This window comes from Dyadobacter alkalitolerans DSM 23607 (genome assembly GCF_000428845.1).
In the GTDB taxonomy this organism is placed as follows: domain Bacteria; phylum Bacteroidota; class Bacteroidia; order Cytophagales; family Spirosomataceae; genus Dyadobacter; species Dyadobacter alkalitolerans.
Map to the genome: position 1 here is coordinate 481,228 of NZ_AUAS01000005.1, position 24,697 is coordinate 505,924.

General features: G+C 45.9%; 17 protein-coding genes and 1 pseudogene. 8 read left to right on the forward strand and 10 right to left on the reverse strand.

The window, feature by feature from the left end; translation table 11 throughout:
• Positions 1–370 precede the first annotated feature (370 nt).
• Positions 371–4,399: a hybrid sensor histidine kinase/response regulator transcription factor gene (locus tag G395_RS0113175; RefSeq protein WP_026630473.1), complete on the reverse strand. Its 4,029-nt coding sequence runs from the start codon at positions 4,397–4,399 to the stop codon at positions 371–373.
• 220 nt (positions 4,400–4,619) lie between these two features.
• Between G395_RS0113175 and G395_RS0113180 the strand changes: the two genes are divergently transcribed.
• From G395_RS0113180 to G395_RS0113220, 7 genes are all read left to right on the forward strand, one after another.
• Positions 4,620–7,706, forward strand: coding sequence for a SusC/RagA family TonB-linked outer membrane protein (locus G395_RS0113180; RefSeq protein ID WP_229204158.1), 3,087 nt, complete (start codon positions 4,620–4,622; stop codon positions 7,704–7,706).
• A gap of 20 nt (positions 7,707–7,726) precedes the next feature.
• Positions 7,727–9,232 (forward strand): RagB/SusD family nutrient uptake outer membrane protein, encoded by a 1,506-nt coding sequence (locus G395_RS0113185; RefSeq protein WP_026630475.1) that lies wholly within the window; start codon positions 7,727–7,729, stop codon positions 9,230–9,232.
• 36 nt (positions 9,233–9,268) lie between these two features.
• Positions 9,269–10,306 (forward strand): hypothetical protein, encoded by a 1,038-nt coding sequence (locus G395_RS33255; RefSeq protein WP_051350145.1) that lies wholly within the window; start codon positions 9,269–9,271, stop codon positions 10,304–10,306.
• 1,572 nt (positions 10,307–11,878) lie between these two features.
• Positions 11,879–12,310: a helix-turn-helix domain-containing protein gene (locus G395_RS0113195; protein ID WP_026630476.1), complete on the forward strand. Its 432-nt coding sequence runs from the start codon at positions 11,879–11,881 to the stop codon at positions 12,308–12,310.
• Positions 12,311–12,330: 20 nt separating this feature from the next.
• The gene (locus G395_RS29365) at positions 12,331–13,350 is read left to right on the forward strand and encodes a PDDEXK nuclease domain-containing protein (RefSeq protein ID WP_229204165.1); all 1,020 of its coding nucleotides are present in this window, start codon (positions 12,331–12,333) and stop codon (positions 13,348–13,350) included.
• 730 nt (positions 13,351–14,080) lie between these two features.
• A complete protein-coding gene (locus G395_RS0113215; RefSeq protein WP_026630478.1) occupies positions 14,081–14,341 on the forward strand; it encodes a type II toxin-antitoxin system Phd/YefM family antitoxin in 261 nt (86 codons plus the stop codon).
• Positions 14,342–14,624: 283 nt separating this feature from the next.
• Entirely contained in the window at positions 14,625–15,191 is a 567-nt protein-coding gene (locus G395_RS0113220) for a cupin domain-containing protein (RefSeq protein ID WP_026630479.1), read from the forward strand.
• Positions 15,192–15,261: 70 nt separating this feature from the next.
• On the opposite strand, the gene G395_RS0113225 is transcribed toward G395_RS0113220, so the two are convergent.
• From G395_RS0113225 to G395_RS0113260, 8 genes are read right to left on the reverse strand one after another with little or no spacing between them, the layout of a single operon-like run.
• Positions 15,262–15,618 carry an alpha/beta hydrolase family protein gene (locus tag G395_RS0113225; RefSeq protein WP_026630480.1) on the reverse strand — a complete coding sequence of 119 codons (357 nt, stop codon included), beginning with the start codon at positions 15,616–15,618 and terminating at the stop codon, positions 15,262–15,264.
• Positions 15,619–15,652: 34 nt separating this feature from the next.
• On the reverse strand, positions 15,653–15,994 hold the full coding sequence (locus tag G395_RS0113230) for a hypothetical protein (RefSeq protein ID WP_026630481.1): 342 nt from the start codon (positions 15,992–15,994) through the stop codon (positions 15,653–15,655).
• 42 nt (positions 15,995–16,036) lie between these two features.
• Positions 16,037–18,235, reverse strand: coding sequence for an alpha-galactosidase (locus G395_RS29370; RefSeq protein WP_035361195.1), 2,199 nt, complete (start codon positions 18,233–18,235; stop codon positions 16,037–16,039).
• Between the two features lie 27 nt (positions 18,236–18,262).
• A complete protein-coding gene (locus G395_RS29375) occupies positions 18,263–21,004 on the reverse strand; it encodes a PQQ-dependent sugar dehydrogenase (RefSeq protein WP_051350147.1) in 2,742 nt (913 codons plus the stop codon).
• 53 nt (positions 21,005–21,057) lie between these two features.
• Positions 21,058–22,368, reverse strand: coding sequence for a serine hydrolase domain-containing protein (locus G395_RS0113245; RefSeq protein ID WP_026630482.1), 1,311 nt, complete (start codon positions 22,366–22,368; stop codon positions 21,058–21,060).
• Positions 22,369–22,398: 30 nt separating this feature from the next.
• Positions 22,399–22,668, reverse strand: coding sequence for a hypothetical protein (locus tag G395_RS0113250; protein ID WP_026630483.1), 270 nt, complete (start codon positions 22,666–22,668; stop codon positions 22,399–22,401).
• 15 nt (positions 22,669–22,683) lie between these two features.
• A complete protein-coding gene (locus G395_RS0113255; RefSeq protein ID WP_026630484.1) occupies positions 22,684–23,250 on the reverse strand; it encodes a hypothetical protein in 567 nt (188 codons plus the stop codon).
• A gap of 17 nt (positions 23,251–23,267) precedes the next feature.
• Positions 23,268–23,729, reverse strand: coding sequence for a glycan-binding surface protein (locus tag G395_RS0113260; protein WP_026630485.1), 462 nt, complete (start codon positions 23,727–23,729; stop codon positions 23,268–23,270).
• A gap of 37 nt (positions 23,730–23,766) precedes the next feature.
• Between G395_RS0113260 and G395_RS32735 the strand changes: the two genes are divergently transcribed.
• A complete protein-coding gene (locus G395_RS32735; RefSeq protein ID WP_229204159.1) occupies positions 23,767–24,300 on the forward strand; it encodes a HigA family addiction module antitoxin in 534 nt (177 codons plus the stop codon).
• Between the two features lie 223 nt (positions 24,301–24,523).
• Here G395_RS32735 and G395_RS33235 read toward each other — a convergent pair.
• Positions 24,524–24,697, reverse strand: a pseudogene (locus G395_RS33235) (IS256 family transposase); the annotation flags it as partial.

A 24,697-nucleotide genomic window follows, 5' to 3' on the forward strand; every position in this document is an offset into this window, starting at 1 on the left:
TACATGCTGTTTTTGCTGAATTAAGAGAGAGGCCCAATAGCCGAGACAACCCAGGCAAGCAATTGTTATCAGCTGTTTGAACAAAGTAATTCAGGACTTTTAAACAAAGCCTGACAATTATTTGCAGGGTACATTTGTATCATAATCTTGAAAATAAGAAAATGAACAAGTTGAAGAATGTGATGATTACCGGGGCGGCTGGTGGCTTTGGTACTGTTATCATCGACGACCTATTGCAGCGGATTATAATTAACGGGTGCAATGCGCGATGCAGGTGGCAGGAACAAGCAGGCGGCACTTTTCAGAACAGGCCTAGTTCTAGTTTTACATTTAAATGCGCCTATTTGGGTGATTGACGGTTCGACTCCGGTTAGGTTGACCAAACCGAACTATCCAGCGAATCTGCCCTATATTTGCCGGAAGCCTTCTTGCCATATTCCTTTGGCGTAACCCCGAACTCCTCACGGAAGCATTTGGAGAAGTATGAGAGATTCGAGAAGCCTACATCGTACATCACTTCGGACACATTGCCTTCATTATTTTCCAGGAGAAGAGAAGCCTTTTTAATGCGGTATTTCTTAATGATCTCGTTGGCAGAAAATTGGGTTAAAGTTTTCAGTTTGCGGGACAAATGCGCTGAGCTCATGCCCATTTCCGATGCCAACACTTCAACATTGAAGTCGGGATCGGAGATGTGCACTTCAACGATACTCATCACTTTTTTGACAAACTTCTCATCCACATTTTCCCTGCCATCTTCCGCTCCCGGGGTTATGATCAGGTTTTGACGGACATAGGTGCTCATTTCTTCCTTACGCTGCAAAAGATTGCTGATCTGCGCATCGAGGAGTTCTATGTCAAATGGTTTGGTAATGTAAGCGTCGGCGCCGATCCTGATTCCTTCGATTTTCTGTGAGGTCAAACTCCGGGCGGTGAGCAGTATCACTGCCGTGCGGCTGGTCTTGGGATTGCTTTTAAGCATTTTACAGAATGTCAGACCGTCCATAACCGGCATCATTACGTCTGAAATAATCACGTCCGGCAGGAACTGGATGGCCTTCCGCAGACCTTCCTCTCCATCGCCTGCGACCACAAAACGATATTTATCTTGGAGCGTAAGGCGGATGAAATCGACCATATCCGGGTTGTCTTCCACGATCATCACAAGTGATTTATCAGCATCGGAATGCACCGTTTCGTACACTTCTGTATTTTGAGATTTCCCCTCGAACATCGGATATGAATCCGGCCCAACACGTTCCACGGCCAGCTGCTCGGCATTTCCTTTTGGAAGCAAAATTGTGAAAATACTGCCTTTCCCCGGCTCACTTTCGAGCCGTATCTCCCCGCCGTGCATTTTCACATATTCCAGCGTGAGTGCCAGCCCGATCCCCGACCCCATCTCGCGCTTTCTGGATTCGGCAGTCTGGTAAAAGCGTTCAAAAATGCGTTTTTGATCTTCGGCTGAAATGCCTACGCCCGTGTCGGAAATGCCAATTTGTAATGCGAAACCACCGGGATTTTCGTCGCTTATAATCTGAACGTCGAAAGCGACATGACCACCTTTTGGCGTGAACTTGAATGCATTTGAGAGGAGATTCAACACGATCGTTTCAATCTTTTCAGCGTCGGCAAATAGCGCAAATTCAGGTGTGTCGCTGGTGAATGTGTAGTCGACCTCGTGCCTGGCTGCTTTGTCGGCAAAATGCGAGTAGAGCTCCCGCAGCAAGCCAATGATCTCAATCTTAGACGTATTGAGATACAATTTATCTTCCTGCATCTTCTTGAAGTCCAGCACCTGGTTCACAACACGCAGCAAGCGATGCGAATTCTTTTCGGCCAGCGAGATCAGCTTGAAATTGTCAGCATCCAGCTTTCCATTCCGCATGATCTGGTGAATGGGAGGCAGTATCAGGCTGATCGGGGTGCGCAGCTCGTGGGAAATATTTGTAAAAAACTGCTCTTTGGTTTGCTCTATTTCCTCGGCGTGGGCAATTTCCAGCTTACTAATTTTCAGTTCGTTTTCGAGCTTAATCCTGCCCGAATAGATCTTCAATGCAACGTAAACGCCCGCAGCAATCAACATTACGTACAAAGCCAAAAACCCTTTGCTCAACAGCAATGGCGGATTAATGGTGATTTTCGTCGCGCTTATTTCGTTGCTCCAAATCCCATTATTATTGGTGCCCCTCACCTTAAAAGTGTACGTTCCGGGCGAGAGGTTCGAGTATACTGCGAAGTTTTTATTGCCTGATGTTGTCGTCCAGTTTTCGTCGGCACCTTCCAGCTTGTAGGAATACGTGTTCATTTCCGGTTGCCAGAAATGCAGTGCGGCAAATTTCAATTCCAGCGAGCGCTGTCCATAATCGAGCTCTATTTTAGACTTATAGGAAATATCCCGATCCAGAATCACGCGGTCACCTACTTTTTCACCGATTTCCACTTTCTTGTTATTGAGCAATAAATCGGTCAAAACTACCCTGGGCTGATAACCATTTGGAATCGCCTTTTCTGGGGAGAATGAGATATAGCCATTGTCTCCGCCAAAAAACAACTCACCGGAAGCCGATCTTCCCACGCAACCCGCGTAGAAACTCTTAATGGGGAGATTTTTATTGAGCGGGTAAAATTCTACTCTACCGCTTGCAGGTGTAAACTTTTCCAGTGCCGTATTGGTCGCAACCCAAATGTTGCCCTTTTGATCTTCCGTGATGGTCGCCCTGGCCATGTTATGGTTCGGGATGGCGTGAAAAGTTGCTTTGTTTGTGGAAGGGACATATTCAACCAGTCCATTCTCCGTGGCAGCCCAGATGCTTCCGCTTTTGGATTTAAAAAAGCTGCTCACCGTTTTGCGATCCGCTACTTGCGCAAAAGGAAGGATTTTTTTCTTTACACCGTTTACCAGATCCAGCCGAAAAAGCTCGTCAAACTCAATCAGCCAGAGCGATTCTTTGTCTGACAGAAACTGATCGGTCTCAGCTTTTGACACCAGCTGGAAATGCAGGTCTTTAACATTCTCCAAACTTTTCGTCGATTTGAAAATGCCGCCCTCCCAGGTTCCCACGAGCAATGTTCCGTCGGGAGTCTCTACAAAATTGTTGATGTAATTGGAAGCCAGTCCATTATTTTGACCGGCGGTAATCGTTTCCATTCTCTGCTTCGCATCATCCCAAACGTGGATGCCCGCAACAGTTCCGATCCAGATGCGTTCATCCCGATCTTCATGCAAGACGGTCACATTATTGATCATCAGACGGCCTGGCCCGGGCGACTCAATGCTAAATTTTCGGCTTTGATCGGTCTTGGGATCAAAACGAATAACGCCGTGCAGTGTGCCGATCCAGTAAATTCCTTTCTTGCTAACCAGAAAAGACTTCACCTGACTTCCAATCGTCTGCCCGCCAACCTGCTGCATCACATGATGGTATTCGTACAGATTATCCATTTGGTTTACCTTACTGATCCCGTTGGACGTTACAAACCAAACCACACCCGCCCGATCTTCAAATATCTGCCAGATCACATTGTTGGCAATCGAGTAAGGCGATTGCGGATTGTGAAAATAGCGCTCAGTGGTGTTGTTGACGGGGTTATATATGTTCAAACCAAAATCGGTGCCGAGCCAGATTTTATTGTCATTGCCCGTATAAATGGCCTTGACAACCTGATTACTCAGTTTCGTTTGCTCATTCAGATTTTCATGCGCTCCGGTGACGATATTGAAGCGGCAAAGGCCGGTTTCCGTGCCCACCCAGATCAGCGAATCATTTCCTGCGACTGGTTTAATGTCACAAATGAGGTTGTTCTGAACATTGGGAGCACCTTTTCTTTTCAGATTAAAGGCTTCAAATGTGGTTGTTTTGGGATCGAGTCTGTTAAGCTGGTCGTAAGTGCCGATCCATAATATGCCGTTTTTGTCTTGATATATCGTGCGGATCGTGTTGTGGCTGAGCTTGCTGTTTTGCGTGGTTAATGTTGTGAATGTTCCATTATTCGGGTTGTATTTGATCAGCCCGGTCATGGTCCCGATCCAGAGGTTGCCATTTTTATCTTTCGAAAAGCAACGTATGTTGGTATGCGTTCCGGTGGGGATGCGGGTAATTTTAAATGTGATCGTATTGATTTTGCTCAACCCATTCACGCTCCCGATCCAAAGATCGTCGCCATCCGCGTAAACACTCTGGACGCCGTTGCTGGGAATGGAGTTTGGTGTGCCGTCTTTCTTGAAAATCCTGAAATGATAGCCGTCGTACCGGGCCAGGCCGTCGCCAGTGGCGATCCAGATGAAGTGATTGCGGTCTTGTGCAACCGCATTGATCAGGTTGGTGGGTAAGCCCTCGCTAACAGAAAGTGTACTGAAAAATTTCTCCTGCCCATGCGAAGAAAGGTACGCCAGCATTAAAAAGAATACAATCCCCCACGTTCTGTTTATCCTACCGACCCGACACATTCTCTTTTCGCGTGAAAACTGACTTTTTGAACAAAAAATATAATAAATACCAGACAAATATCAGAAAATTATCGCTTTCCGTCAGATTATTTCTAATCGAAGTTGGGCGGTGAATCTACCTTGCAACCATGAATTATAATGTAAAATATAAACTTAATCCATCAATTCCATGAAGAAAATATTACTGCTTTTGCAGATTTTCCTAATGACTTCCTGCACAGTGCTCTTGGCGCAGCAGACGGTTATCAAAGGAAAAGTGACTGACAACATGGGAGGCGGCCTCCCCGGCGTGAACGTGGTTTTGAAAGGAAACACGAGCGGAACATCCACCGACCAGAATGGCGATTATTCGCTGGCTCTTCCAAACGGCGCGACCGGGGAGCAAACGCTTGTTTTTTCTTTTATAGGGTATATCAAACAGGAAATCGCAATCGCGAACCGGACTGTGATCGATGTAAAATTGCTGGTAGACACGCAAAACCTGGATGAGGTTGTCGTTGTCGGATATGGAACGACCGCCAAGAAAAACCTGACTACGGCTATCTCGAAAGTTGATCCTACGAAAATTCCAACATCGGCCAACAACAATGTATCCGAGCTGCTTTTTGGTCGTGCGGCGGGTTTGCAAATTACACAACAAAGTTCGCAGCCTGGCGGCAACATTTCGGTATCGATTCGTGGGAAAGGCAACCCCTTGCTGGTTATTGACGGCGTGGTGTATCCGGGAAATAGCATGGAGCCAGGCAACGGTTCCGTTGAAATGCAGGGCGTTAACCGCGGCGGATTAGCTGGCTTGAACCCTAACGACATTGAGTCAATCGAATTTTTGAAAGATGCAAGTGCGGCCATTTACGGCGTATCTGCGGCAAATGGTGTAATGATCATTACCACCAAAAAAGGGAAAGCGGGCCGTATGAGTGTGAGCTATGACGGCAATCGCTCTTTTTCAAGGAATATGCCGTATCTGAAACCGTTGAGTGCATCGGATTATATGCTCTATTTCAATCAGTTGAGCAAAGACAAATACCAGGCAGACCGCAATATGGCGCCGTTCGGAAATGTGCCTGCGGATTTGAGCGGCTACACAGATAAATTCACCGATGAACAAATACGCAACGCGGGAGAAGGAACGGACTGGCTTGGAGAGGTTTTGCGGCCGGGAAGCATTGACAACCACAATGTAAGCGTCAATGGTGGCACCGAGAAGGCTACTTACTTTTTTTCCGGCAACTATTTCAACCAGGTTGGGTCCATGAAGAAGTCGGATCTGACGCGTTTCTCGGGCAGGCTGAATGTGAATTTTGTATTAAGCAAGATATTCAGGCTGAATGTGAATGTAAATGCAAACCGCAATGCGTATTCCAATCCACAGGCGGGCTGGCAAACGGGCGGCTCTGGAACGCAGGGCTTTAACGCATTACAGGCTGCATTGGCATACCCTTCCTCTGTTCCGGTTTATAATGCAGACGGCACATACAGCCAATTTGCAATCACCGGCAATCCGGTTTCGCTGCTCGATATCAAGGATAAAACCAAAGCACAGGGCTTGCTGGCCAATACATCGCTTGACATTGACATTATCCCAAACACACTGACCGCCAAATTGCTGTATGGTAATAACAGCGAAAATTCGATTCGTGATTTTTACATTCCCGTCACGGTTTTCTGGGGGCAACTCTACAAAGCACGGGCTTCGCTAGCCCAAACGCGCAGGCAGAATCAGACGATGGAAGCAACCGTTTCTTACAAAAAATCATTTGGCGACTGGCTTAATCTGGATGTTGTGACGGGCGTGGGTCAATACCTGGAAGATTTCTCAGGTTTCAGTGTAGAAACATCGGATATGCAGGATGCGATCAATACCGACAACCTGGCCTCTGCTACGGGTCCGAAAGTCATTGGTTCTTACCGGGGAGTCAATAAGCTTCGCTCATTCTTTATCCGCAGCAATTTCGATTTTCTGGATCGTTACCTGCTTTCGCTTACCGTTCGCCGCGATGGTGCGGATAAGTTTTTCCCGGACAATAAATACCAGTATTTTCCTTCTGTTTCTGCGGGCTGGAAGATCAATAATGAGGCATTTATGCAAGGTATTCCGACGATCAGCACATTAAAGCTCCGCGCGAGCTATGGTATGACCGGCGAACGCCCGGGCAGCGTTGCTTACGGTGCTTATGGCGCTGATCCTAATGCGGTTACATTCAACAATGGCTCGGCGGTTTATTTCCCATATCGCCTCACAGCATTTGATAACCCCAACCTGCGCTGGCCGATCACCAAGACGTTTAATGCAGGTCTGGATTTTGGTTTGTTCAAGGAGCGTATCACTGGTTCGGTAGATGTTTTTACAGAAAACCGCACCCGTCTGTTAAGCAGTGCCACAACCCAGCAATTGTCCATCATTTCAACTTCTCCCATCAATGGAGGACATCAGCGGCGCAAAGGTTTTGAATTCAGCATTAATTCGGAGAATTTAAAGACCAAGAATTTCAGTTGGAACACCACATTGAATGTGACGCATTTTACAAACCGCTGGGTAGAGCGTTTTCCGAATGATCCTCCGGCGCAGTATGGCCGTGTGAATGATCCGGTGGGCGGCGATATTATTTATGTGTATCAAACGAATGGCATTTTGCAGGCTGGGCAGGAAGTGCCTGCCTGGCAGCCCGCATCGGCAAGTAAGCCTGGCAACCCCATTTTTGTCGATAACAACGGAGACGGAAAGCTGGATTTCAATGATGTAAAAAGCTACTCGGGCATCCCCAAAGCGATCGTCGGATTTGGTAACAACTTCACTTACGGCAAGTTTGACCTAAGCGTGTTTTTCTACGGACAATATGGTGCGTGGGGCAATGACTTCACTACGCTATGGGGTGACCCGGTCAGCTTGCTATCCAGCAACCAAAGTGGAACAGAGCGGATCAAAGATGCTTGGAGCACGTCCAATCCAGACGGAACGCTGCCTGGCGCAGCCTATAATGAAGGGGCGATCGCATTGGATGCCGGGCTTGATACACGGCTTGTAAAAAGGGATTTTCTTCGCTGCCGGAACATTACATTGGGCTACACCATCAATTCAGGTGGTTTGACCAAATATGTGAAGAGCCTGCGGGTTTTCGCGGATGTGCAAAACGCGTTCATTCTGACAGGTTTCAAAGGCGTCGATCCGGAGATTCAGGCGAGCTCTATCAAAGGCGGACCAGCTCCTTACCCGATGGTGAGAACCGTATCTCTTGGTCTGCGGGCTAATTTTTAACATTCGACATCCAAAATCACATGAAAAAGATCATCATTGCCGGTATACTGGCAGCCAGCTTAACCGTCACCAGCTGCGAGAAAAATTTTGACCCGGTGCTCACCGGTGTACTCTCCCCTGCCAACTTCCCAAAAACGGAAGCAGACTTTAAACTTTACACATTGCAGGCTTATAAGCCCTTTGGCTCCAAATGGGGTTACAGCGATGTGGAATACCAAAACATGTTTTTTAGCCCCGAATATGGACATTTAGCAATGTTTGACCTGCCCACGGATCAGATGAATGTGTTCACCGAATGGGGTGGTTTCTGGGAATTTTTCAGCAAAGGAGATTTTACGTTCCTCAGAACGCAGGGCAAGCAAAGCCATTTTGAAAAAGTGCGTTATGTTACCCGGATGACGCAGGTTATTGCTGATATAGAAAAAGCAACTATCAGCGATGCCGCCAAAAACAAGTTCATCGCCGAAGCCAGGATGGGACGCGCGTGGACCATGTATTATTTGCTGCACATGTACGGCCCGGTTCCCGTGATCCTCGACGCCGCCAAAATCAATACCAATGCCGAAAGTGACCTCACCCGCCCGTCGCGAGAAAATTATGTATCGATGATTGCAGCTGATCTCAATTTTGCGGCTGAGAATCTGGAATTAAGTCCTTCGGAATATGGCAGGTTCAACAAAGGATTGGCACTGGGCATGTTGACGCGGTTGTATCTCAATGAAAAAAACTGGGCGGAGGCCGAAAAAGCAGCGCGGGCAACGATTGCATTGGGCAAATACAGCCTGGTTTCGGATTATGCCGGCTTGTTCCGGGAATCGACGGAAGTGAATACTGAAACCATTTGGGCTGTGAATTGTGACCCGGTTGCGCCTACCAATGGTGAAGGTGGCGGCAATTTTAATGCAATGGCACTTTATTGTCTTCCAAACGATTTCAAAAGCATCAAACTCGGAGGCGGCTGGGCCAATCCGAGCGGCGTGTTCTGCCCTACCTGGGCATTTTACGACACTTTTGATCCGGCCGATAAACGCAGAAACCTGCTCATTCCCACCTACACCGACAAAGCCGGAAAAGTACGGAACCGCACCAACATGCGGGGTCCTGTTTTGAGAAAATATCCTGACGAATCCTCACCGGGTGCTGACGTTCAGGGAAATGACATGCCCGTTTTAAGGTATGCCGATGTGTTACTAATGCTGGCTGAATCTATTAACCAGTTATCCGGGCCGACGGCTGAGGCCATTGCTTTGGTCAACGAAGTAAGGACGAAACACGGCGGGGTTGCTGCCTTACCTGCAACAGCTACGGCTTCCAAAGCTGCATTCAATGACGCTATTCTTCGGGAAAGAGGCTTTGAGTTCTATTTTGAAGGCGTTCGCAAGATTGACCTGGTTCGTCATGGAAAATGGGCAACCGCGCTGGAAGCAGCTGGAAAAGTGAACCACGGGCCGTCTGAATTATTTCCTTTACCGCAATATGTGATCAATGTTGGTGAGGGAAAAATTGAGCAGACACCCGGATATTGATATAAAAAACAACTAACACATTAACCTTTTCATAAAATGAAGATTACCCTTACCCTTTTGCTTCTCATCTTTTTTGCTTGTCCGATCGCCTTTTCGCAAAAGTCCCGGGATGTGTACGTGGACAAAGATGGCGTGATGCGCTGGGGAATGACGAAAGAGGAAGTGAAAGGGTTTGGGGTAAATTACACGGTTCCTTTTGCATACGCTTACCGGGTGGCCAAACAACTTGGGGTTTCGCCCGAACAAGCCATTGACGATGATGTATACCACTTTTCACGGCTGGGTTTTGATCTTTACCGCGTTCACGTCTGGGATACCGAGATCAGCGATACGCTGGGGAATCTGCTGGAAAACGAGCATTTAAAACTGCTGGATTATGCATTGAAAAAAATGAAAGACCGCGGCATTAAGTTCGTGCTCACACCCATTGCCTACTGGGGAAACGGCTGGCCGGAAAAGGATGAAAAAACACCGGGATTTTCCCGGAAATATGGCAAAGCAGCTTGTCTGACCAATCCCGATGCGATCAAGGCGCAACAAAATTATTTGTATCAGTTTCTCAATCATGTCAATCCTTACACCGGCGTAGCTTACAAAAACGAACCGGATCTGATCGCCTTTGAGATCAGTAACGAGCCTCAGCATGGCGGAAAAGCCAGCGATGTGACTGCATTTATCAATGGAATGACGAGTTCAATGCGAAAGACCGGCTGTAAAAAACCGGTCTTTTATAACATTAGCCACAGCATTCACCTCGCGCAGGGTTATTTGATGCTGATATTCAAGGTGGTACATTTCAATGGTATCCCACAGGTTTGCAAGCCAAGCATGAGATTATGGGAAATTTGCTGCCAAATGTGGACGACTACAAAATTCCTTTCGCAGCCAATCCGAGGTTTAAACAAATGGCGAAGATCGTCTATGAATTCGATGCTGCGGATGTTGGTCGCTCTTACATTTATCCCGCGATGGCGCGCAGTTTCCGTACAGCCGGAATGCAGCTTGCCACGCACTTTGCGTATGACCCAACTTTCTTTGCTTATGCCAATACGGAGTATGACACGCATTACATGAACCTGATCTACACGCCGCAGAAAGCATTAAGCTTGAAAATAGCGTCGGAGGTTTTTCACCATGTTCCGCTTTATAAAGATTTCGGCAGATTTCCGGTAGATACGTCTTTTGGCGATTTCAGGGTAAGCTATGGGCAGGATCTGGCGGAGATGGTCACGAAGGAAAAATTTCTCTATACCAACCATACGGCCACCATTCCTCCAAGCACCGCAGCATTGGAACATATCAGCGGCTCGGGCAACTCGGCGGTTGTAAAATACGAAGGAACGGGCGCGTATTTCTTGGATAAGCTTGAAAATGGCGTGTGGCGATTGGAAGTTTTGCCTGACGCGATCTGGGTGCAGGACCCTTTTGGCTACAATAGTTTGGAGAAAGTCCTTGCTGTTATCAACTGGCGCCAATGGCCAATGTCGGTCCAACTGGCGGATTTGGGCAATGATTTTGAGATCAGACCATTAAACCAGGGAAACACTGTTAAAAGTGTCATGACCAAAAATCAGACATTCGACATTACTCCCGGCACTTATATGCTCGTTAAAAAAGGGGCTTCCAGCAAGTTGAGTGCGACCAGCAAATGGAAGAATATCACATTAAACGAATTCGTAGCACCGGCAACAACGCTAAAAAAAACCCACGTGCTTCACACGCCAGTGAAGCAGGTTTCAGCAGGCGAAAGCCTTTCAGTCAAGGTGCAGATTGTTTCTTTAAAAAAACCCGAAACCGCGCATATCAGAGTTTTTAACGAAGGTGAAAAGCCTGTGGACTTAGCGTTAGCACACGCGGGCGGCTATCATTACTGGGCACTTATCCCGGCTGAAACCTTGAAAGGCAATGAATTGAAATACAGCATTGCAGTCAGAGAAAACGGACTAGAAAACCTGTATCCATCCGACCAGGAAAATCCTTTTGAAACACGCATTCTGCCAAGATCGTCACCGGTTACCATTTTTAACGCCGCGCTGGATCACGAGCAATTATTAAGACCATATCTGAAAACTTCACGCTTGACACCCTTACCGGAAAGCGGAACTTCTGAGCTGAATATAAGCCCGGAAAAAGCGGAAGAATATGCAATGCGGTATAATTTTAAAAACAATGTAGCAGGCCGTACTTCGGCTTTATCGTCGAAGAAGAAGTTGGTTTTTCACGGCCACTCGCTCGATCAAAAACCTTGCACCATTCAGCTTGCACTTATCGGCAAGGATGGTTCCGTATACGGCGCGACATTGGATGTAAAACCGGAAAGCAGCACGTATACTGTGCGGCTGGACGATCTTAAAAAGGTAAATTTCATCAGTCTGCCGCGCCCTTATCCAGGATTCCTACCCTATTCGCTAGACACGACACCGAAAGCTGGAAAGGTGGATTTAATGAATGTTGAAACACTACAAATCGCCATTATCCCAACACACGCCGATCAGGATAAAAAACCACTTGCTGGCATCGGGATTCAGAAAGTAACATTGGAATGACCTAACAGCCCGGTAACTTACAAGCCGTAGTCCGTAAATTATCCGGAGACTTCCCGGGAGATTTACATAAATTGCCTTTTTAACCAAACACCCTTTCCAGATGACACATACTACCTCCAATCCCAAGATCCACGAAGGCCGCAATCTCAAAAGATTTCGGGAAATGCTCGCGATCAAACAAGACGCACTCGCATTCGAACTAGGCGAAGATTGGAACCAGCAAAAAGTTTCGCTACTCGAACAGAGAGAAAAGATCGATTCGGATATTTTGGAGCAAGTGGCGGCGATTTTGAAGATACCTGCGGAGGCGATTCGGAATTTTGATGAAAATCAAGCGATTAATATCATCACGAATACTTACCACGACTTCAAGGATAGCGCATTCGTCAATAATGGAAATACTCCCACATTCAACGTAAATCCGATTGAAGAGATCAGGAAGTTGCATGATGAGAAAATGGAGCTTTATGAGCGGATGTTGAAGGAGAAGGGTGAGATGATGGGGCGGTTGGAGAAACTACTAACACGATGATCGAATCCACGTCTCCGGAAATGTCCTTAATAAAGGATGTTGTTCGCATTTTACAATCTGCAAGACAAAATGCTTACAGGGCCGTCAATACAGCAATGCTTGAAGCTTATTGGCAGATCGGCAAAAGAATCGTGGAAGAAGAACAGTTTGGGGAGATCCGAGCTGCCTATGGAGAAGGCATTATTAAGCAACTTTCGAAGGATTTAAGCCGCGAAATCGGTAAAGGATTTTCAGTAGCCAACCTTGAAAATTTCCGAAAATTCTATCTGACTTTTTCCGATAACCAAAAATCTTACGCAGTGCGTAGGGAATTGAGCTGGACACATTACCGGCTCATAATGAGAGTCGAAGATCCTGCGGCACGAACATATTATGAGAATGAATGCGCCGATCAAATGTGGACTACTCGGACATTGGAGCGTAATATCAATTCCCATTATTATCAGCGTTTGCTCTCTTCTCAAACCAGGCCAGAAACATCGATTGACAATCAAAGCTCTGACAAAACTCTCTCAAATGATTTCATTAAAGACCCATACGTTTTTGAATTCCTAAATATCCCTGAACCATTAAATGCATTAGAGCAAAACATTGAAAAAGCCTTAATCGGAAACTTGCAGCATTTCTTACTCGAATTAGGAAAAGGTTTTTCATTTGTGGGACGACAATTCAGGATTAGCACAGAAACAAGTCATTTCTATATTGACCTTGTTTTCTACAACTATCTTCTTAAATGCTTTGTACTTTTTGATTTAAAAACAGGCAAGCTAACACACCAGGATACCGGCCAAATGGATATGTATATTCGCATGTTCGACGACCTGAAAAAACAAGATGATGACAATCCTACAATTGGAATTATTCTTTGTACTGAAAAAGATGAAACTGTTGTGAAGTATAGTATTTTGAATGATAGCAAGCAATTGTTTGCTACCAAGTATATGCTTTATTTACCAACTGAGGAGGAGTTAATTGCGGAGATTGAGCGGGAGAAGCGGCTTCTGTCAACGCAATTAAAAGGAAATGAAAAATTGAAATAATGGAAGAAAATTCACTACTAACCTTTGAAGAAGTTAGCTTCATTCTATATGACGCTACTGATCCGTCATATCAAATAGTGAATCTATTCCACCCAGGATTCAAAAAAAACCGACATAATGCGAATTTCCCAAAGCAAGCAATTAATTTTGTTTAATGGGAATGAACATACTGGGTACCAGCATATCTACAAGCGTCACAATCCGATAATGAAGGGTGCCACTTGGTCTGAAAGTGGTAGCATACACGAAAGCACCAAGTTTAGCTTTGCCCATACACCAATATTATACTATTTGATAGTTGGTGAGGCGATATATTGTCAGGCAAATTTAAACAAAGTTAGAAATACGCGGCCCGATCGTTTCGACCTTTATATAGGGTCTTACACAGACCCTCAGAATATCACAAATACTTACAGACTGCTACTTTATAAGGATACAAAAATCATTCACAACGTATTTCCTGAACACAAAGTATATCACAAATTCAAACCCATCAATGGATTGAATCTGATCCAAGGATCACAAAAAGTTAGTATATCCAATAAGCCATCCATCTAAAACCTGCAAATAACTTCTGAACTTCACCCTAACAAGATGATAATTGGTGAAAGTGGCACTTGCCCAAATGTGCTTGATGCCATCATCATGCAAAGCTGTCAGTCTACAATGCTGATAACCTTTGAAAAAATATAAAATCGCCCTATCTTCGTGTACACAAATTCGTACACCCATGAGAATCATATCATCAAGGGAATTTCGAGGGAAGCAGAAGGATTATCTCGATCTTGCAGAGAAAGAACGAGTGATCATTCACCGGGGAAAGAATAAGAAGTCAGTTTTACTCACGCCAATTGATGAAAGTACTGAAACTGATGTCTTTTTTTCCGACCCGCAAGTATTGAATGCCATTAAAGAGGGTATTGAAGACGTGAAGGCTGGAAGAGTGACTTCCATTCGCGATCTTAAAAACATATGGGCAGATATTCTGTAACCTTCTCCGACAGAGCAAAAAAAGACCTTCCATGTTTAGCTAATCAACTCCACACCAAACCCTCCTCAATCAGCACAATCTTTATGGCTTTGCGCTCTTTCCAACTTATTTAAAGGTAACACTCCGCACGTCCGACATCCTTACATTAGTTGGGCTTCTCCTCAAAAATATCAGCTTAAATAATCAACGCAAACGCTACGAGTCCATTTAGCGGAATGCGCACATTTCCCTTTTCTTGAATGCCTTTAACCTAAACAAATCAACTTTCAACATTCATCATCCTATGAAAAGAAACGCATTCATTGGCAGTATGGCTGCCATTAGTTCACTTCCTGCCATTGTATTTGCGAAGGCAGCGGCATTAAGGGGAATGATCGGAAAAGTGTTTAAAACAAAGGCTGGTGAAGGGCGTAAGCATGGTCACATTCAATTAAAGGGCGTCAATGCGAATGTATTGGATGTTAAGGTTTCGGGTAGCGATACAGATGGTGGTTTTGCAATTTTTGAGCAAACCTCACTCAGTCAGGGCCGTGGAACTCCGCTGCATGTGCACCCGGGCCAGGACGAAGTTTTTTATGTGCTCGAAGGCGCGTACGAATTCCTTGTCGATAAGGAAAGATTTAGTCTGACGGTCGGTGAGAGTATCTTTCTGCCGCGGGCAATCCCACACGCCTGGACGCAGGCATCGGCCAAAGGTAAAATGCTGGTGACATTGCAGCCGGCTGGAAAATTGGAAGATTTTTTCTTGCAAATGGCAGCGCTGACACACGAGCCTTCGCCACAGGAAATCGCCCAATTGTTCGAACAAAACGAGATGAAGGTGGTAGGCCCACCATTGAAACTGGATTAACAGTGGCCTTTCTAGGGACAATTGGGTTTTGCTTTTAATCTGCAATTGCAGTAAATCCAGTTAAAAACACTCACTTTTTCTGAACCATTCCAATGTCCGTTAACCATCCTAAAAAACTTTCAGGCCAGTATTTCAGGGTTTCTCCTTTTGTAAAATCCATTGCAAATCCATGAGAGCCTCTGTTGTAGATATGCATTTCGGCTGGAATTTCTGCTTTCAATAACGATGAATAAAAATCAACACATTTGGCGGCGGTTGTCAACTTATCGTCGTGGGCATTGATGAGAAAAACCGGGGGACAACTTTCCTTTCGAACCGTGTAGTTTTTTAGAAAGGCTGCATAAAAAAGACCTGCGAAATTGGGTTTCCAGCTAACCTTGCCGGTTCCCTCATTAATTTCGTCGGTTGCTGCGAGTTCTACCGCCAATGTTCCGCCAGCCGAAAACCCTGCTATGCCAATTTTATTGGGAAAGGTCGGTACCCTCCCGATCGAACCAATTATCCACAAAACCGCCTCCGGGACATATCACTACGGCGACCCCCGTTTCTTTTCCGGGCGGCGGCAGATGAAGAACGTAAGTCGGAAAGGACACTTTGCGAAAGACGCGGTTCTTTTTTGAAAGCGACTGTGGATTTACATCGAAATTAACCACCTCTTCGCCAGCTGTATATTTCACGGGGTTATCTGTGATACCCGATGGCCATAGTGGTTTTTCTTCGGATGTTTGAGCATCAGCGGTAAGTCGCAGGACAAGTGAAAGACCGAATGTTAAAAGCGTTATCGATATGTATTTCAGGTTCATAGCACAAGTTTTATGATCATAAACTCTTCAAAAGTTAGCACCCTACATCGCCTCAATCTCCAACACCACGCTCGTCCTTCGCGCATTCACAACGGGATTAAAACCCGCCGTCATCAAATATTCCCCGGAATAAACCTGATCTTCCTTGATAGCAGATTTTGACCCAGGATAAAGATTTAATTCCTTCACTTTATAGTTTTTTGTTGCATCCAAACCTTCCAGCCGAATCGGCGTATCGGAGCCATCACCGTTTCTGTTTCCAACCAAATAGGAGAATAGAATGGCTTTGGATTTGTTTTTTGTCGCATACATCAGCGCAGCGTAATCATTTTTCTTTGGATCAACCAAGCGGAAAAGATCACCCTGGAAAATGACATCTTTCACAGCATTGTAATTGGCAACCGCCTGCTGACTGAATTGCAGATCTTTTTCATTTAAATGACTTACCACAATGTCATAACCCAACCGGCCCATCATGGCCACATCCGTACGGAATTTCAAAGGCTGTTTTCCCCAATCTGTTACGTGTGCGCTAAGTGCGATTGACGGAAAGAAGTAAGAATATTCCCATTGCATAAAAATCCTTTCCAAAGGATCCGTATTATCGCTGGGCCAGAATTCTGTGAAATATTTCAACGCTTCATAATCGACGCGACCGCCACCGCCGGAGCAAAGCATCATCGGGACTTTTGGATATTTTGCGCGCAATTTTTCCAAAACTTTATATAATCCTTTTACGTAATCTACATAGAGCCTGGACTGTGCTTGCTTGCTTTTTTCAAGGTAGGCTGAGTAAGGATTAAAAGTGGTTGCGTTGCAGTCCCATTTAATGTAGGCGATGTCGGGATTTTCGGTGAAAAGTTTATCCAGAATACCATACACAAAATCCTGAACTTCCGGATTAGACAAATCCAGCGGGAGCTGGTTTCGCATGTAATGTTCCGGGCGCTGCGGTTGTTTGATAACCCAATCCGGATGTTTTTCATACAACTCGCTTTTTGGATTCACCATTTCCGGCTCAACCCAGATCCCGAATTTGATTCCTGTTTTCTGCGCTTCCTTCACCAGATAGCCGATTCCATTTGGCAGTTTCTTTACATTTTCCTGCCAATCTCCCAAGCCGGCTCCGTCGCTATTTCTTGGATATTTATTGGCAAACCAGCCGTCGTCCAACAAAAACAGATCAACGCCCAGCTTCTTGCCATCTTTGAAAAGCTCGGAAAGTTTGCTTTCGTTAAAATCAAAATAAGTGGCTTCCCAGTTGTTCAAAAGCGTCATTCTGGTGCCTTCCCCGTCCAGGATCCGGTATTTTCTGGCCCAATTATGCAGATTGCGGCTGGCTTCTCCTTTTCCGTTTTCTGAGAAAGTATAGATGAAAGACGGTGTTTTAAATTCCTGTTTTGAAGCAAGCGGATATTCGGAGGAATAAGGATTTATGCCTGCGATCAATCGTAAATTATGATACGAATCAACCTCAAATTCCATCTTGAAATTGCCTGACCAGGCCAGTGTTCCCAGTAAGACTTTCCCTTCCGTTTCTGTTGCCGGTTTATCAAAAGATAAGGAAAAAGTGGGTGGCTGATAAAGATTGGCGCGTGTTCCGAGTTTGGAATCCAGCACCCGGATTCCGGCTGTCAATTGCTCTTCTTCCGGGTTCATTTCTTTGGCCCAGGTGCCATTGTAATGCGTCAGATAATAGTCTTTTGCAATGAAATAGAGATTGGCGGAAGCGTATTTTTGAAGCGTAACGGGTTTCTTCTCTTCACTTTTGATCACACTCCATTGCTCCACCACATCTTCCTGAAAATAGGTTTTGTAAAAAAGTGTTACTTCCACTGCATACACCGGATCTTTCAAAACAATGCTCGTAAGACTTACATTGTCGTTTTCCTTTGCGGTGTTGTGGCTCACATAAACAAGATCCAATGATTTATTCCCGTCGCCATGCGTCAATTGCAGCGCTGGTTCGGAGACATTCCAGGTCCCGGAGGGAGTATAAGCCGAGTTGTAAATCCCCGCATTACCGTCACGTTGGCGGCTCTGTGATGGGATGAGTTTGTACTCTGCGGGCTGACTTAATTTCTTTCCGAAATAAGTGATTTCAAGATGATTATCCTTGTCTGTTTGCAAGACCAGCACATTCTGTCTGGTTTCAATAGGGATGATGGTTGGCGCAGTCTGGGCAAAAGAGCTGGCTGCGGTTACCGCCAGAAAAACGCCGTTAAAAATATGCTTATACACAACTATACTATTTGATATGGATTGAATTTAATCACCGGCGCCGAACCGAACAGCTTTGATTCTGATCGGCGCTCCGGTAAAGACAAAATAAACATCTTTTACACCAGAAGCTGCAGCGGCAGTGATATCTAGAGTCATTTTATCACTGTATTCACCGGAAAATTTCCCCAAAAGAATCCCATCTGCGCTGCCTGCATGGGCCTCGATCGTTCCCGAAGGTAGTGTCGGTGCATTGCGCCCGGGAGCTCGGAAAATTTCAATTTGTTTAATGCCTGTCAGATCAGTGCCTTTTAGCCTGAAAGACGCGCCGGAATTTCTCACAAATGCCATCGAACTGTCATTGTTGAAACTTATATCTTTAACCTGGTCGGCCAATGTAACCGGCACCACGGGATTTCGAAGGACAACCGTTGCTTCCGAGGATTGCGAGGATGCTGTTTTTGTGCCCCTATCGGCATATGCGACGCGGAATATGAAGCTGCCTTCCGTATCGCCCTTGGGAACAACCGTTGTATAGGTGCCTTTTACAGGTAATGTTTTGGCCGGTTTGGGCGCGTCCGACAAGCTCATAATGTAGCGGACAATCCCTTTCACATCGCTTTCCGCCATGGTCGGGTGCGCGGGCATAAATGCATCTCCCCAAACGCCCGAACCACCATTCAATATCTTCTTGGACAAACCTGCTACGGCGGTAGGATCACCCTTGTATTTGGCAGATATAGCTGTAAAAGAAGGCCCCAGCACCTTTTCTTTTATGGCATGACAAGCCTTGCAATCGCCATTGTTGATCAGCGAAATCGCCGTTGCGTATTGCGCCGAAGCATCCACACTCATTTGCTTTTGTGCGATCCGGGTGAGATTAAAACCCTCTGAGAGATAGTTCGTACTGACAGAAACTTGAGAAGGCAATATCTTCTTGTTTGCAAGACTGCCATCTTCCTTGTCGCTCACACGCACTTCATAATCAATGCTTTTTCCTGGAAAATAGAAGGTGGAATTCCCTTTGGTTATCTTAAATTCAACCACCGGAGGTTCATTACCTGCTTTAATTTCAACCGATTTGGTATTCTTTTCTCCTGCTTTATCCGTTACGGTCAAGGTCGCCTGATAAGTGCCCGGTGTGGTAAAAGTAATCGAAGGATTCGCCTCTTTCAGCGTTTTGAAAACGGCTTTGTTTTTGCTGACAACCCATTCATATTGCAGCGCATCATCTTCGTCAAAATCTTTGGTGCCTTCCGATGACAGCGTGACTTGCATGGGAAGCGCGCCTGCCGTTTTGCTGGCTGATGCTTCTACTAATGGTTTTCTGTTGCCGCTGTTGTACTCGATCCGGATCAGTTCTGCCTCGGGGTTATCTTTGAAATAGCCATTTCCATATTCCAGCACATACAGATCACCGTCAGGCCCGAATTTCATATCGATCGGCCCTTTCAGTTTCAGGTCTGGAAGAAAACGCTCCATGGATTTGTATTCGCCGTTCTCATCCATTTCCACTACATTGATCCAGCCCCTAACCCAGTCGGTGATAAACCATTTTCCTTCGCAGTATTCTGGAAATAATCGTGACGCACCTTTGAAATCATCTTTTCTAAACACCGGCCCGCCCACTGCGCTGTTACCGCCGCTTTCCATGAGCGGGAATTCCTGGCTTTGTGCTTTTGAATACCAGATAAATGCAGGCTGTGCAGCCGGAAGCTCTTTTAAACCGGTGCTGTTGGGAGAATTATTGACGGGATGGGCAGGATCAAAAGGCGCTCCGGAAACTTTGGTGGCGAAGTCATATTTCACATAAGCCTTATTATTGGCAACAAAATACGGCCAGCCGTAGAATCCGGGTCCTTTGGCGCGGTTGAATTCATCATAGGACTGCGGTCCGCGTTTTTCGATATCATCGCGCGAACCGTCCGGGCCTACTTCTCCCCAGTACAGCCATCCTGTTTTTGAATCGATCGTCGGCCGCCACGGGTTTCTGTTGCCCATCGTGTAAATTTCAGGTTTGGTCTGTGGCGTTCCCGGAGGAAAAAGGTTGCCTTTTGGGATTGTATACGAGCCATCCGGTTCAGGATGGATACGCAGAATTTTTCCCCTTAAATCGTTGGTGTTCGGAGATGACTTCTGGGAATCGCGGGGTGATTCTCCTGGTCTTTCATCAAGCGGAGCAAAACCGTCGGAAGCGCGGGAAAATGTATTGTCACCCGTAGTCAGATACAGGTTTTTGTCTTTGTCGAAAAGCATTCCTCCGCCCACATGGCAGCATTCTTCACGCTGGACCGGGACTTCCAAAACCACTTTTCGCGAGCTTTCCAGCAACTCCTTGCCATGCCACTCATAACGGACGAGCACGTTTTTCGCCTCGTCACCAGCCAGCGAATAGTAAATGTAAATCCAGTGGTTTTTCTCATAATCCGGATCCAGGATCACGCCTTGCATGCCATCTTCTCCTTCGGTTACTTCGCCTGCTTTATTTACATATTTTGTACTCACGGCAAACTCTGCCACCGTTTCCATAGCTTGCGACTTTGGATCATACACCTTCAACTTACCTTTCCGCTCTGCATAAAGGACCCGGCCGTCTTTCAGGATCTGAAACTGCATGGGCTCTTCAAGCCTTTGCGCAAGAACCACTTTGGTGAAACGGTTAGCTTCCGGTTTTTTAGTCGTTTGTGCAAATAAACTTTCAGGAGTCAAAAGCAAGCTTAACAATGCGGAAAGGAGCAGTGAAGGTTTTAGCACTGCATATCTATTGCTGAAATTGTCTGATTTTGACATTAGGAAAATGCTTAAATAAATTTCAATTCTATAAGTCTGAATAGCTATCAATATTACTTGAAGAGCTGATAGGCTTTACTAAGAAATGGCTTATACATCGGCTCGTGCTTGGGCATATTCAGATAAAACAGCACGATCATATTGTTTTCCGGATCGATAATGTAATCTGTGCCGTATAACCCACCCCAGGCAAATGCGGTGTTGGAAACTTCCGGAACCGGTTTCTTTTCTGCATTATAGAGCTCGAATCCAAGCCCGAACTGAAAGCCTTTTCCACCGGAATTGACCTCAGGCAGGCGGTTCACTTTAGTCATCAGCTCAATGGTCTCGGGTTTGAGAATGCGCTTGCCATTGTACTCGCCTTTATTAAGTAGCATCTGGCAAAACTTAGCATAGTCGCCGATAGGTCCGTTTAATCCGATAGCGCCCTCCGCATAAGTTTGCACAGGGCTGATCGTGGTCTCGCTATACTTATTGGATTCCGGCACCAGTTTGCCATCAATGTCGCTGTAAGCCTTTACGAACCGGTTCATTTTCGAAGGTTCATAATACCAGTCTGTTTCGGTCATCCGCAAAGGATCCAGAACCGTTGATTTGACATATTCACGCAGAGTTTTGCCCGATATGAGCTCGACCATGTAAGCCAGCATATTTGTGCTGATATGGTAACTCCACTCGCTGCCGGGATCGAAACCCAGTGGGTATTTTGCCAGCGCGATCATCTCATCTTTAAGATATTTCGCCGTTCCAGCCCCACCTGTCCGCTGTCCCGGGCCTGCCGGCGGCGTGGCTCCTGAGGACGCAGCCGCATTTTTTTTCTCCATTTCGGCGCGACGAGCCTTTCCGACCAGTCCTGCGCTGATTCCGGACGAGTGCGACATCAGATGTGCAAATATCATCGGCGTCTTGACTGGCCTTGTCTCAAATGTTCCATCCTCTTTGATGGCTGTCGCCACTTTGTCTGAAATCTCGGGGAAATATTTAGAAACCGGGTCATCGACCGAAACTAACCCTTTTTCCACCAGGGTCATGAAAGCTACGGTTGTCACTGCTTTCGTTTGAGAAAACAGGATATAGTAATCATCCACAGCAGCCGGCACCTTGTTTTCCACGTCTTTGTAGCCAAATGCTTTGTTGTACACGACATTTCCACCTTTGGCAACAAAACCTACAATGCTACTCGCCTTTTTCTGATCAATAAAACTTTGCAGCAGCGAGTCAATGCGTTTTGTTTTGTCTTCGCTCGTGCCGGTCGCTTTGAGATCAGCTTTGTAATTTAATTCTTGCGGCGCGGGGGATTTTTGCTGGGCAATTGTGCTGGTGAATGCAGCTAAAAGCGCAATGCTTAAATAGATTTTTTTCATAATAATTTAAAGGGTTAGGAATAGCAAAGCTTACTTCTCACCAACGAACTTAAGTGTATCCGCCGATTCCACCGGCACGCCCGAATAGGCGATCAAACTAATTTTCCCCTTCGCTGCTGCTTTCGGAATTTTCACAACCAACTGACCAGGTGCTTTGCTAACAAACGCTGTCACAGGTTCAGTCAAACCGGTAAACAGTACGCCCATTGTCAAATCCAGATTGGTGCCGATTAGGGTAAGGTTTTTTTCACGTTCGGCGATTGCGGGCGTGAAGCTTTTTAATGCTGGCAGTGTGATCACCAGCTCCGTTTTGGATTAAATGGAAAGTGGTTCGGTGCCTCCGGCTGAAAAAATGACCGGGCCGGTTTGCGCGCCGAAAGGAACTGTCACGACCAGCTCCGTCATGGATAATTCAATGACCGTGGTATCTTGCGCAAATGTGACTCCCTTCACCCAATTCAGGTATTTTCCCGAAATCGTGATGTTACCACCGGGTTTGGCCTGCGCTGGGATTTTGGTAATCTCCACCGGCACTTCCAGGCTTAGTATGGTTTTGGAAACAATGTCCCCGGCTGTCGTTTTCAGGGTTACAAGCCCTTCCGAAGTTTCGTTCGGGACGGTCAGCACAATGCGATCGGGTGTTTGTTTTACAAATGCAGACGCCGGAACGCTCGCGCCTGTCAATTCAATGGAAGTTACTTTATCCAGATTCTTACCAATAAAACTGATCGTATCCCCCAGGCTGACGCCCGAAGGCCCGAAACTGAGCAATTGCACTTCGCTGCTTTTGGCCACTTCGTCTTCTTTGCAGGCTAGTATCAGCCCGGCAAGCATCAGAAAACCTGCTACGGTCAAAATCCGCAGATTATATATTTTTTTCATCTGAATGTCTTTGAATGTTACTTTTTGAGAATTTTTGGCACTACCCTGAAATTGTCCATGGATATATCAGCATCCAGGTCTCCCCCGCCATGGAAAAGCAGGCGGGTGTAGTAACCGTTGGGATTGACGGCCATTTTTACGCCCAGACTTTCATAGCTGGCTGCTATTTCGTTAAAAGGAATCGTAACCGTTCTCCATTCGCCCTTTGTATCGTAAGGCGGTGCCCACTGGTAGGCGTCGGTTATAAAGTCTTTTGCTAGTCCCACATTGATTTTCAACAGGTTATTATTGTAGGGTTTTAATGTATTAACCTCAAATTTCAGGTTATAGTCCGCCGGTCTCAGGATCGCTTCGTCCGGAATATTTTTGCTGATCGGCCCCATCGCGTCGGGTGGTCCTCCCGCAACTTCCTTCCATTGCCAGCCGCAGTTACCGACATAAAGGCTTGGAGCTTTATGCGACCAAGGGCGACCGTTCAAAGTTACAGCAAAAGCATATCCCTAGAATAAAACTGATTTGACCCGTTTAGATACGGCCAATGCACGAGAGAAAATGAACGAAGTAGGGTATCATTTGCATGCCCTGAAAGGGGATTTGAAAGGGTTTTATTCGGTCAGAGTATCAGGAAACTGGCGTATTATCTTTCGTTTTATCGGAGAGAACGCCGCAGATGTTGACTATGTAGATTATCACAAAAAAGGAGGTACTATTATGGCTTTATTTGATCCAGCTCATGCGGGCGAACTTATTCGAGAAACCCTTGACGGGATTTATGAGGAAACATGGCAAAAACTTACAGTTGAGCAGGTTGCCGCAGTTTTGGGGACAACTCGTAAAACGCTGTCTGCGATTATCAATGGGAAATCTGCGGTGTCGCCTGAAATGGCAATCCGTTTAGGCGCGGCATTTCCTAACACGGATGCCGAGTTTTGGTTATCCGTACAGAAAAAGTATGATCTTGCACAGGCTAGAAAGCGCGTGGATGCATCTAAAATTCGTGCGATATGGGATCCGAAGCGTTGCAGCCTGCGTAAAAATAGCAAGCGATGATACCTCAGAGAGAATTTTGCTATTGCTTGATTTCTTTAAGTATAAAATGAGTAGATTTTGAAAGAGAAGGATGAGATGATGGGGCGGTTGTAGCAGTTGCTCGGGGGAAGTAAAGGCAGCTAATTGCCAGTTCAATGTCAACCGATATGAACTTATATTTGATAGCTATAAATGGGACTATCTCATTAACTGTGTAAACTTTTCAATCGGGGCTGGGCAAAGCTTATAGCCTGACCCTATTTTCAAAAATAGTTAAAAATTGATTCAGGATCATGCCCCAGTTTCGGATCGGCATGGTCCATTTTTTTGAAGCCTCCCTTAGGGCCAAATATACCGATTTCATTACTGCTTCATCAGTCGGAAAGGACAGTTTGTTCTTGGTGTACTTTCTTATTTT